Source organism: Leisingera sp. G5_S3_59_S7, from assembly GCF_054968485.1.
Map to the genome: position 1 here is coordinate 16,910 of NZ_JBQKUH010000034.1, position 10,088 is coordinate 26,997.

10 protein-coding genes are annotated in these 10,088 nt (G+C 65.2%); 3 read left to right on the forward strand and 7 right to left on the reverse strand.

The window, feature by feature from the left end; all coding sequences use genetic code 11:
* Positions 1-270: 270 nt before the first annotated feature.
* The 3 genes from mltG to ACTRWG_RS14990 form a co-directional block, all read right to left on the reverse strand.
* Complete coding sequence (gene mltG / locus ACTRWG_RS14980) at positions 271-1,428, reverse strand: endolytic transglycosylase MltG (RefSeq protein WP_462829528.1); 1,158 nt, start codon at positions 1,426-1,428, stop codon at positions 271-273.
* The gene (fabF, locus tag ACTRWG_RS14985; protein WP_027237791.1) at positions 1,428-2,693 is read right to left on the reverse strand and encodes a beta-ketoacyl-ACP synthase II; all 1,266 of its coding nucleotides are present in this window, start codon (positions 2,691-2,693) and stop codon (positions 1,428-1,430) included. The genes mltG and fabF overlap by 1 nt, the downstream gene beginning before the upstream one ends.
* Before the next feature lie 139 nt (positions 2,694-2,832).
* Positions 2,833-3,183, reverse strand: coding sequence for a hypothetical protein (locus ACTRWG_RS14990; protein ID WP_027237792.1), 351 nt, complete (start codon positions 3,181-3,183; stop codon positions 2,833-2,835).
* On the opposite strand from ACTRWG_RS14990, the gene ACTRWG_RS14995 reads away from it, so the two are divergent.
* Both ACTRWG_RS14995 and ACTRWG_RS15000 read left to right on the forward strand, forming a co-directional pair.
* On the forward strand, positions 3,182-4,069 hold the full coding sequence (locus ACTRWG_RS14995) for a PilZ domain-containing protein (RefSeq protein WP_027237793.1): 888 nt from the start codon (positions 3,182-3,184) through the stop codon (positions 4,067-4,069). The genes ACTRWG_RS14990 and ACTRWG_RS14995 overlap by 2 nt on opposite strands.
* A 239-nt stretch (positions 4,070-4,308) precedes the next feature.
* On the forward strand, positions 4,309-5,217 hold the full coding sequence (locus ACTRWG_RS15000; protein WP_027237794.1) for a PilZ domain-containing protein: 909 nt from the start codon (positions 4,309-4,311) through the stop codon (positions 5,215-5,217).
* A 66-nt stretch (positions 5,218-5,283) separates the two neighbouring features.
* Here ACTRWG_RS15000 and ACTRWG_RS15005 read toward each other — a convergent pair whose 3' ends face one another.
* From ACTRWG_RS15005 to fabD, 4 genes are all read right to left on the reverse strand, one after another.
* Positions 5,284-6,027, reverse strand: coding sequence for a 1-(5-phosphoribosyl)-5-[(5-phosphoribosylamino)methylideneamino]imidazole-4-carboxamide isomerase (locus ACTRWG_RS15005; RefSeq protein WP_027237795.1), 744 nt, complete (start codon positions 6,025-6,027; stop codon positions 5,284-5,286).
* 255 nt (positions 6,028-6,282) lie between these two features.
* Positions 6,283-6,516, reverse strand: a complete 234-nt coding sequence (locus ACTRWG_RS15010) for an acyl carrier protein (RefSeq protein ID WP_005982462.1) — start codon at positions 6,514-6,516, stop codon at positions 6,283-6,285.
* A gap of 417 nt (positions 6,517-6,933) precedes the next feature.
* On the reverse strand, positions 6,934-7,671 hold the full coding sequence (gene fabG / locus ACTRWG_RS15015; protein ID WP_027237796.1) for a 3-oxoacyl-ACP reductase FabG: 738 nt from the start codon (positions 7,669-7,671) through the stop codon (positions 6,934-6,936).
* A gap of 56 nt (positions 7,672-7,727) precedes the next feature.
* Positions 7,728-8,660, reverse strand: coding sequence for an ACP S-malonyltransferase (gene fabD / locus ACTRWG_RS15020; protein ID WP_462829529.1), 933 nt, complete (start codon positions 8,658-8,660; stop codon positions 7,728-7,730).
* A gap of 179 nt (positions 8,661-8,839) precedes the next feature.
* Between fabD and ACTRWG_RS15025 the strand changes: the two genes are divergently transcribed.
* On the forward strand, positions 8,840-10,081 hold the full coding sequence (locus ACTRWG_RS15025; RefSeq protein ID WP_462829530.1) for a cytochrome b/b6 domain-containing protein: 1,242 nt from the start codon (positions 8,840-8,842) through the stop codon (positions 10,079-10,081).
* Positions 10,082-10,088 lie beyond the last annotated feature (7 nt).

A 10,088-nucleotide genomic window follows, 5' to 3' on the forward strand; every position in this document is an offset into this window, starting at 1 on the left:
CTGCAACCCTTCATTCACCGCCACGCTGCCGTGGTGGTGGTATTCAATGAGAGGTATTGCACTGGGAGGCTTGCTGCCTCCCCTCCTTACCGGGACATAAAATCTCCATTCATCCGCTACGGGATGTAGGGCGGCGGCGCGCAGGACGCAACCGCAAACACCTGAAAAACGTGTTTACTGAAAAGTGGTGTGGCTGCCTGCTGTCGTGTCAGGCCATGAAAAAGGGCGCCACCCGGCGCCCTTTTCTGTTTCTGCCCTGCCCTCGCAGCCTCAGTTGCTCTGCTTCTGCTGGGCTTCGATCTCGCGCCATTTGGCGACGTTCCTGTTGTGCTCGTCCAGCGTCTCGGCAAAGGCGTGGCCGCCGGTGCCGTCGGCGACGAAGAACACGTAATCCGTGCTCTCCGGGTTCACTGCGGCCTCCAGGCTGGCCATGCCGGGATTGGCGATGGGCGTGGGCGGCAGGCCCTCGATCACATAGGTGTTCCAGGGGGTGGCCTTGCGCAGTTCGCTTTGGCGCAGGCCTCGGCCCAGGATGCCCTCACCCTTGGTGACGCCATAGATCACCGTCGGGTCCGTCTGCAGGCGCATGCCGCGGTTCAGGCGGTTGGTGAAGACCGAGGCCACCACACCGCGCTCGGAGGCGACGCCGGTTTCCTTCTCGATGATCGAGGCCAGGATCAGCATCTCCTCAGGCGTCTTGACGGCAGCGTCGTCTGCGCGGCTTTCCCAGGCGGCGTTGATGCGCAGCATCTGGCGCTCCTGCATCTCAGCCAGCACGGCGGCGCGTTGGGTGCCGGGGGTGACCTCATAGCTGTCAGGCGCCAGCAGGCCCTCTGCCGGGCGTTCGCCGGGGTCGCCGTCCAGCACGTCCATCGCCTTCAGCGCCTCGACCACCTGCCAGCTGGTCACGCCTTCGGCCAGCGCGATGCGGTAGCGGGTGTCGGCGTCCTGGCGGGTCTCGGTGTATTCAGCCGGCACCTCGTCCACGCCAAGGATGAATTCCGCCTTTTCCGCGAACTTGTTCGTTGCCGGATCCAGCTCGCGCACCTCGGCCTGGGTGCGGGTCACGCCGATGCGGTAGACGATTTCGGTGCCGCAGGTGGAGGCGCCGGAATGGGTGATCTCGTCGACGATCCGCTCCATCGAGGCGCCCGGCTCCACCAGGAAGCTGCCGGCCTTCAGCTGGCCGGTCTTCTCGCTGTATTTGGCGCCAAGGCGGAAGATGGTGCCGGAGGTGACTGCGCCCTGCTCTTCCAGGTCGCGGCTGACGCGCGCCATGTTGGAGCCGCGCTCCACCCGCAGGCAGATGGCGGTGTCCAGCGGGCCGTCAGCCGTATACTGCGACTGCCCCCACAGGATGATGCCGCCCAGCAGGAACAGGGCGGCGATCAGGACAGTCAGCATGTTTGAGGCGAGGCTGCGCCACATCAGTCAGGTTTCCCGAAGATCACCGACGCGTTGGTGCCGCCAAAGCCGAAGGAGTTCGACAGCGCCACGCTGATTTCACGCTCGCGCTTGGCGTTGGGGGCCAGGTCGACCGGGGTTTCAACCGCGGGGGTGTCGAGGTTGATGGTCGGCGGCGCCACCTGGTCGCGGATCGCCAGGATCGAGAAGATCGCCTCGATCGCGCCGGCCGCGCCCAGCAGGTGGCCGGTGGCGGATTTGGTCGAGGACATGGTGACATTGGCGGCGTGGTTGCCCAGCAGACGTTCCACCGCGCCCAGTTCGATGGTGTCGGCCATGGTCGAGGTGCCGTGCGCGTTGATATAGTCAACCGCCGACGGCTCCAGGCCCGCGTTCTTCAGGGCTGCGCGCATCGAACGCTCGCCGCCTTCGCCGTCCTCGGAGGGGGCGGTGATGTGATAGGCGTCGCCCGACAGGCCATAGCCCAGCACCTCGGCATAGATCTTGGCGCCGCGGGCCTTGGCGTGCTCGTAGTCTTCCAGCACCACGATGCCGGCGCCCTCGCCCATGACAAAGCCGTCACGGTCGGCGTCATAGGGGCGCGAGGCTTTCTTGGGGTCGTCCGCGTATTTAGTCGACAGCGCCTTGCACGCGTTAAAGCCCGCGATGCCGATCTCGCAGATCGCCGCCTCGGCGCCGCCCGCGATCATCACGTCGGCGTCGCCGGATTTGATCAGGCGGGCCGCGTCGCCGATGGCGTGGGCGCCGGTCGAACAGGCGGTCACGACGGAGTGGTTCGGGCCTTTGAAGCCGAAACGGATCGAGACCTGGCCGGAGATCAGGTTGATCAGTGCGCCGGGGATAAAGAACGGCGACACCCGGCGGGGGCCTTTTTCCTTGATCATCACGGCAGTGTCGGCGATCGACGACAGGCCACCGATGCCGGAGCCGATCATCACGCCGGTGCGCAGGCGGCTTTCCTCATCCTCGGGCGTCCAGCCGGCGTCGCGCACAGCCATGTCCGCGGCAGCGATGCCGTAGAGGATGAAGTCGTCAATTTTCTTCTGGTCTTTCTTGGCAACCCAGTCGTCCGGGTTGAACGTGCCGCCGCTGCCATCGCCGCGCGGAACCTCGCAGGCATAGGTCGTGGTCACGCCGCTTGCTTCGGCGTCAAACTGAGTGATGGGGCCCGCGCCCGACTGGCCGTCCAGCAACCGGGTCCAGCTTTCCTCGACTCCGCTGGCCAGAGGGGTAACCAGGCCCAGTCCGGTGACAACTACTCGACGCATTCCTTGCTCTCCTTTGCCTCGGCAATCCGTCCGTCCAAATAGCTTGGAATGGCCGGCAGGTGCAAGAGCGGGCTGGCAGCAGCCGTGACGCGGCGGAAAACCGGTTATCACAACAATTTTAGATTGCGGGAACCTTTGGTTAACCACTCAGGTTTAGGTTGAAGCTATCAAAACGCGAAACTCGGCGTCCGTCCTCCAGGATTGCCAAAGCGGGCTGGAGCTCTGGGCCTTTTGTCTCCAGCCCGCGTTTTTTTTGCTGCGCTTGCTGCCGTTCCTGATCCAAAGCGGACCGGCCCTGGCTCAGCGGCTGAAAAGCGGTCTTTCTTCTTTCTCCGCATTTACGCGTTTTGCCGCTGTGCCGCGCGGCGGAGGGCGCCATGGCTGCTGCCGCCGCAAGGTTTTCGCACGCCGCGGCCGCCGCGTTAACCGCCCATTCGCTTCTTTGCGGCATTCTGCTGTTCTCGAAGGATTTGAGGAACGACCCCGCCATGCGCCAATGGCTCTCCATAGCTGCAACCCTGCTGGTGATCGGCCTGTCCCCCGGGCCTGCAAACGCCGGCTGTGCCGTCCACCGCGACCTGTCGGATCTGCACCGGGCAACCAAGGGGTTTCTCTCCTATCTCAGCACCGGCAAGGCGGCGTACAGCGTGCAGCATCTGCGCAGCTGGATCAGCGCGAATCCGCCTGCGCCGCTGCGGCAGCGCATGCGTGCGGTGGGGATTCAATCCGTTGAGCCCGGCACGATGGAGCTGCTGAAAAAGCAAACGATGGTGCTGCAGATTCTCGACAGCCAGGGCCGCGCCGCGGCGCTGGAAAGCGCCCGGCACATGGGCATCCAGGATCTGGCCACGGAATTCGGCATCCGGGTCGAGGCCCTGCCCTGCGACCAGGTCAAGGACGACGGCGACGGCAGCAAGCTGGTTGCGATCAATGCCGCGGACGCGCGCCAGCGCCAGCAGATCATCAATGCCGCCATCGCCTGGGTGTCCTTTCTGGTGCTGGGCGGCAGCGTGCTGTATTTCCTCGACCGGATCGGCATCCGCAAGATCCGCCGCACCAAACGCTATCCCTGCTCGGTGCCATGCGTGCTGCAGGCCGGCGGCCGGACGGTGCCGGCCCACCTGGTCGACCTGAGCCGGGCCGGCGCCAAGGTGCGCCCCGATGCCCCGTGCGAAATTGCGTCCCGGGTGACCCTCAGTTTCGGCGGCTATACCCTGGATGCCAGCGTGCGGTGGCAGACGGCTGACTATTTCGGTGTCAAGTTCTCCAGGGATTTCAACTTCCTGCAGCTGCATCGCCTGCTGGAAGCCTTCCCGCTGGAAGATGAGGACGGCCCGCCGCGGGCAGCGCGGATGCCGCCCGGACTGGGGATCTAGCAGCCGCAGCCCGGCCCCCGCGGCGCAATGCCCGCCGTCTGCCGCCTGTGCAGCATTCCATGACGAAAACGGGCGCCCCTGCAGCAGCAGGACCGCCCGGTTTCCTGACTGGGCGAACCTGCCTGACCGGACGGCCGCGGATAAGATTTAACGGAAGTTTGCTGCGTCCGCTTGCCGTGCATTAAGACGGGCAAGATATACCCGGAGGGGATCGCTACACAGTTTCTCGAGTCGCCCGGATGCCCGCCAAGCCCATCATTTTTTCAGCCGCCGCAGCCCTGATCCTTGCCCTGGGCGGCACAGCGGCGGCCGCTGCGCCCTCCGCCTCCCGCGCGACCTGCATGCTGCTGTCGGATCTTGTGATGATGCAGCATCAGATGCGCCAGTTTCACGAGATGCTGAAAACCGGGAATGATACCGGCGAAGCCCGCAGATTGCGCAACTGGCTGGTTGACCATCCCCAGGTGGACCTGCGCATCCGGCTGCGCCGGGCCGGGATGCAGAGCTATGAGCGGTCCACGCTGGATTTGATCACCCGCTACAAAAGCCTGCTGGAAATCCAACGCAGGCACGGTCGCAGAAAGGCCGCGGCAAATGCACAACGCCGGGGCACTGAAGCGCTGTTGCAGATTTATGCTGCGCGCATTGTGCCCCTGCCCTGCAACTATGTCCCGCCGCAGGGCACCGCCGGCGCCGCGCTGAGCGGCCTGGGCAAGCTGAAGCGGCTGCCGCAGGAGACGGTCATCGCCGGCTCTTTGCTGACCCTTATTCTTGGTGCTGCGGCTGCGTTTGTGCTGCAACGCCTGGCCCGGCGGCGCCTGCGGCTGTCCCGCCGCCATCCCTGCGCGCTGCCCTGCATCCTGAAATGCGGCGATTACCGGTTCGAGGCGCGGATTGTGGACATCAGCCGGCTGGGCGCCAAGGTCCGGGTGGGTCTGGAGGACGGCCAGACCGTGCCAGCCATCGCGGGAGATGTGACGGCCGGCGTGACCGGCCTGCCGCCGGTAGAGGCTCAGGCCCTTCGGCAAGACCACGACTATGTCGGGATAAAGTTCGCCAGGCGGCTGTCCCGGGGGCAGCTGAAAACGCTTCTCAAGCGGAATGCAGCGCAGACTGTTGAGCCGGACGCTGCGGTCAGCACTGCCTGATCCACGCACGCCCGGCCGGGCGCTGCCTGCGGGCGCTCCGCAGACAGCAGGCCGGGGCCTTTGGGGTTACTGGAATTCCGCCACCGGTTCCGGTTCCGGCTGGGCAACCGCCAGCGCATCCTCAACCGACAGCGTTTTGCGGAACAGCGCCCGGCCCACCATCGCGCCGGAGATGTTCTGAATGTACTTCAGCCGTGAAATATCATCGGCATTGCGCACCACGCCGTTGGCAATCACCGGCAGCTTCACCGTGGACGCCAGATGCGACATCAGCCCCATCTGCGCCTCGGTATCGGCGACGTCGGAGTCGATGTCGGTGATGATGATGCCGGCAAACGGCGCGCCCTCAAAGGCCTCCAGATAGGCTTCGGGGGTGAAGGCGCCGGACTTGCGCCAGCCGTCGGTCATCACCTGGCCCTGCCAGATATCAACTGCCAGCACGATCTGGTCCGGATGGTGTTCGGCCAGTTCGCGCACCAGATGCGGGTCGCGGGCAGCCAGGGTGCCGATCACGATGCGCCCTGCCCCCTTGTCGATCCAGTGCTCAACCTGCTCGCGCGAGCGGATGCCGCCGCCCAGCTGCACCGGAATGCCGGCGCCGCGGATGATGTCGGTCACCAGCTCTTCGTTGCTGTAATCGCCTTCAATGGCGCTGAAGTCGGTCAGGTGCATCCATTCCGCCCCTGCGGCAGCAAAGCCTTTGGCGGTTTCCACCGGGTCCACGTGCCAGATCTGCGGCTCGTCGAGGCGGCCTTTTTCGAGGGTCACGCAGCGGCCGTTCTGAATCTCCATCGTGGGGTAAATCATCATAGTGCCAGTCTCCTCTGTGTTCTGCCTGTCACGGAAATATTAGCACGGATAATACCCTCCGATACGCCGTATCCTGACCATTTGTGGAACAATTGCGGCACGCGCGCCCGGCCGCCTGGTAGCGCAAACAAGCAAGGGGCCAGATTGCCGCAGGAGCAGATTCGGACCCCCCCGGCCGGCACCGGATACGCAAAAAGAAAACGGCGCCCTCCGCACGGGAGAGCGCCGTTTATTCCGGTCATCCGGAAGCGTGGCTTAGGACGCTTCGGAGATGAACTTGACCGCGTCGCCGAAGGTCTGGATGGTTTCGGCTGCGTCGTCCGGGATCTCGATGCCGAACTCTTCTTCAAACGCCATCACCAGTTCCACGGTGTCCAGGCTGTCTGCGCCCAGATCGTCGATGAAGGAGGCGTTTTCAGTGACTTTGTCCTCTTCAACACCCAGGTGCTCAACAACGATCTTCTTAACGCGATCTGCGACGTCGCTCATGTCTCTTCCTCGTATTTCAGGGCACTCTGCCCGGTTCTGCCCTTGCCCGTGCGGGCGGCGTGGTTATTGCCCGGAGCGGGCGGTGTTATCCCCGCGGGACGGGGACAGTGCGGCGTTTCCCTTAGGAAATACCTGCGGATATGGGCCGCCTATAGCATAGACCGCGGCCAAGGCAAACGGTTTCGCTTGGTAACGAATCCCGCGGCAGCCGGTATCGTGCGGGTATGAAGCCGTGCAGATGGCCCCGCAATCAAGTGGTTGCAAGAGTGTTAACGGACTTTTTTGGCAATTCCGCCGTTTTTCAACCGCTTGACGGCAACGGCAGGACTGGCTGCGCGGCGGGCTTGGCGAGATATGGCGTAAAAAAGCCCCGCAGACAGGCTGCGGGGCTTGGCAATTCAGAGGCTGGCACTGGGCTCAGATCATCGCCATGCCGCCATTCACATGCAGGGTTGTGCCGGTGACATAGCCCGCTTCCTGGCTGGCCAGATAGAGAACGGCAGAGGCGATTTCGTTCGAATCCCCCATGCGGCCCGCCGGGATCTGGCTCAGAATCGCGTCTTTCTGGCTGTCGTTCAGCTTGTCGGTCATCGCGGTGGCGATGAAGCCCGGCGCGACTGCGTTGACGGTGATGCCGCGGTTGGCGACTTCATAGGCCAGCGACTTGGACATGCCGATCATGCCGGCCTTGGAAGCGGCATAGTTGCCCTGGCCCGGGTTGCCGGTGGCGCCCACGACGGAAGAGATATTGATGATGCGGCCCCAGCGCGCCTTCATCATGCCGCGCAGCACGCCGCGGCACAGCCGCATGGTGGAAGTGAGGTTCACGTTCAGCACGCTGTCCCATTCCTCGTCCTTCATGCGCATGAACAGGTTGTCGCGGGTGATGCCTGCATTGTTGACCAGGATGTCGACGGAGCCCATCGCCTCTGCCGCCTGTTTCGGCAGCGCCTCGACCGCTTCGGCGTCGGAGAGGTTGCAGGGCAGCACATGGGCGCGCTCGCCCAGCTCTTCGGCCAGCGCCTTGAGCGGCTCTTCGCGGGTGCCGGACAGGGCGACGGTGGCGCCTGCCGCGTGCAGCGCGCGGGCGATGTCGCCGCCGATGCCGCCGGAGGCGCCGGTGACGAGGGCATTCTTGCCAGTCAGATCAAACATGTCGTTTCCTTCAGTTGCGGTTCCGGGCCGCGCGGGGCTGGCGCCGGAAAATCTCTTTATGCTTCGGCGGCCGCCTTGGCGTCCTCGGGGGTGCCGACCTGGCGGCAGGCCAGCGCGCGGTCGATCTTGCGGATCATGCCCGACAGCGCCTTGCCCGCGCCGATCTCCCAGAATTCGCTGACACCCTTGGCCGCCATCGCCTGCACGCTTTCGCGCCAGCGCACAGAGCCGGTCACCTGCTCGACCAGAAGCTGGCGGATTTCGTCCGGGCTGGTCACCGCATCGGCGCGCACATTGGCGATCAGCGGCACCGCGGGGGATTTAATCTCAACACCGGCCAGCGCCTCGGCCATGGCGTCGGCGGCGGGCTGCATCAGGGCGCAGTGGAAGGGGGCGGACACCGGCAGCATCACGGCGCGCTTGGCGCCCTTTTCCTTGGCGATCACAGCGGCGCGTTCCACCGCTGCCTTGGCGCCGGAGACCACCACCTGGGTGGGGTCGTTGTCGTTGGCGGCCTGGCAGACTTCGCCTTGCGCGGCTTCCTCAGCCACTGCGCGCACGGCGTCGAGGTCGAGGCCCAGGATCGCGGCCATGGCGCCCTCGCCCACCGGCACGGCGCTTTGCATCGCAAGGCCGCGGGTGCGCAGCAGGCGGGCGGTGTCGGTGACCGAGATCGCCCCGGCCGCCGCAAGTGCCGAGTATTCGCCCAGCGAGTGGCCGGCCACAAAGGCGGCCTTTTCAATCGTAACGCCTTCGGCCTCCAGCGCCCGCAGGGCGGCCATCGAGGTGGCCATCAGCGCGGGCTGCGCGTTCTGGGTCAGGGTCAGGGTTTCGATATCGCCCTCCCAGATCAGCTGGCTCAGGCTTTCCCCCAGCGCTTCATCAACCTCGTCAAAGACGGCCCTGGCCGCCGGATAGGCATCTGCCAGCGCCTTGCCCATCCCGATGGTTTGGGCGCCCTGGCCGGGGAACACGAATGCGATCGTCATTGAAGACCTCGTCTGTTTTAGCGTTTGGCCTGATGTAACGGCCCTTGACGCAACGCACAAGCAAAGCTGCAGCCTGCGCACCGCAGCTGTGCGCGGATGAAGGGCGTGCGAATATTGCGCAGGGCGGCGGTGTTGCTACCTTGAGTGCAGCACACGACTTGAAAAGGACCCGTAGTCCCATGCCCGGCCAAAACACCTTTCAAAGCTATGGCAGCGTTGCCAAGACCTTCCACTGGCTGACCGCGCTGCTGATCTTCTCTGCCTTTCCGCTGGGCTATCTCGCCAATGAGCTGGCGCATGAGATCCAGAGCCCGGCGTTTGACGGCAGCCAGGCGGTGATCGAGCGGGCCACGCTGCTGTTCTCGCTGCACAAGACCATCGGGGTCACCGTGTTCTTTACCGCGCTGCTGCGCATCCTGTGGGCGCTGAGCCAGCCCAAGCCGGGGCTGCTGCACCCGGACCGCAAGGCAGAGGCGCTGGCGGCGGAGATGGTGCATTGGCTGCTGTACGGCTCGCTGGTGGCGGTGCCGCTGAGCGGCTGGGTCCACCATGCCGCCACCACCGGTTTTGCGCCGATCTGGTGGCCGTTCGGGCAGACCCTGCCGTTTGTGCCGCAATCCGAGGCCGTGGCGGAAATGTCGGCGGGGCTGCACTGGGTTCTGGTCTGGACCCTGGCGGGGGCGCTGGGGCTGCATATTGCCGGCGCGCTCAAGCATCACGTGATCGACCGCGACTCCACCCTGCGGCGGATGCTGCCGGGCCGTTCCGGCGCGCCGCAGCCGCCGGCGCAGAGCCACAGCCTGCTGCCGCTGCTGGCGGCGCTGCTGGTCTGGGCCGGCGCGCTGAGCGGCGGGGCTGCAATCGGCGTCTTCGGCGGCAAGCAAACTGCCGGCTCCGCAACGCCGGTTGTGGCCGCAAAGCCGGGCGGCGGCGGGGCCGGCAGCTGGACGGTGCAATCGGGCACAGTGGGGATTTCCGTCACCCAGATGGGCAGCGCGGTCTCCGGCAGCTTCGGCGAATGGGATGCAGTGATCAATTTCGAGGAGCCCGCGGCACCTGGCCCGGCCGGGGATGTGGAGGTGACGATCGCCATTCCCTCGCTGAAACTGGGAACGGTGACACAGCAGGCAATGGGGGCGGATTATTTCGACAGCGCCAATTTCCCCACCGCCCTGTTCAAGGCGGAGATCGAAAAGCTGGCAGACGGTTATGAGGCTGACGGCACGCTGACCATCAAGGGCCAGACGGTGCCGGTGACCCTGCCCTTTGACCTGGCGCTGGACGGGACCACTGCGAAAATGACCGGCGGGCTGACCCTGAACCGGCTGGATTTCGGGATCGGCAAGAGCCTGCCGGACGAAAGCTCGCTGGGATTTGCGGTGGAGGTTGCAGTGGAGCTGGAGGCCGAACGGGAGGAGTGATCCGGGG

Excerpts from the sequence above, each read along its gene's own strand:
- ACTRWG_RS15005 (WP_027237795.1), bottom strand. The coding sequence starts at position 6,027 with ATGATGATTTACCCCACGATGGAGATTCAGAACGGCCGCTGCGTGACC.
- ACTRWG_RS15025 (WP_462829530.1), top strand. The coding sequence starts at position 8,840 with ATGCCCGGCCAAAACACCTTTCAAAGCTATGGCAGCGTTGCCAAGACC.
- ACTRWG_RS14990 (WP_027237792.1), bottom strand. The coding sequence starts at position 3,183 with ATGGCGGGGTCGTTCCTCAAATCCTTCGAGAACAGCAGAATGCCGCAA.
- ACTRWG_RS15010 (WP_005982462.1), bottom strand. The coding sequence starts at position 6,516 with ATGAGCGACGTCGCAGATCGCGTTAAGAAGATCGTTGTTGAGCACCTG.
- ACTRWG_RS14995 (WP_027237793.1), top strand. The coding sequence starts at position 3,182 with ATGCGCCAATGGCTCTCCATAGCTGCAACCCTGCTGGTGATCGGCCTG.
- fabD (WP_462829529.1), bottom strand. The coding sequence starts at position 8,660 with ATGACGATCGCATTCGTGTTCCCCGGCCAGGGCGCCCAAACCATCGGG.
- fabG (WP_027237796.1), bottom strand. The coding sequence starts at position 7,671 with ATGTTTGATCTGACTGGCAAGAATGCCCTCGTCACCGGCGCCTCCGGC.
- ACTRWG_RS15000 (WP_027237794.1), top strand. The coding sequence starts at position 4,309 with ATGCCCGCCAAGCCCATCATTTTTTCAGCCGCCGCAGCCCTGATCCTT.
- fabF (WP_027237791.1), bottom strand. The coding sequence starts at position 2,693 with ATGCGTCGAGTAGTTGTCACCGGACTGGGCCTGGTTACCCCTCTGGCC.
- mltG (WP_462829528.1), bottom strand. The coding sequence starts at position 1,428 with ATGTGGCGCAGCCTCGCCTCAAACATGCTGACTGTCCTGATCGCCGCC.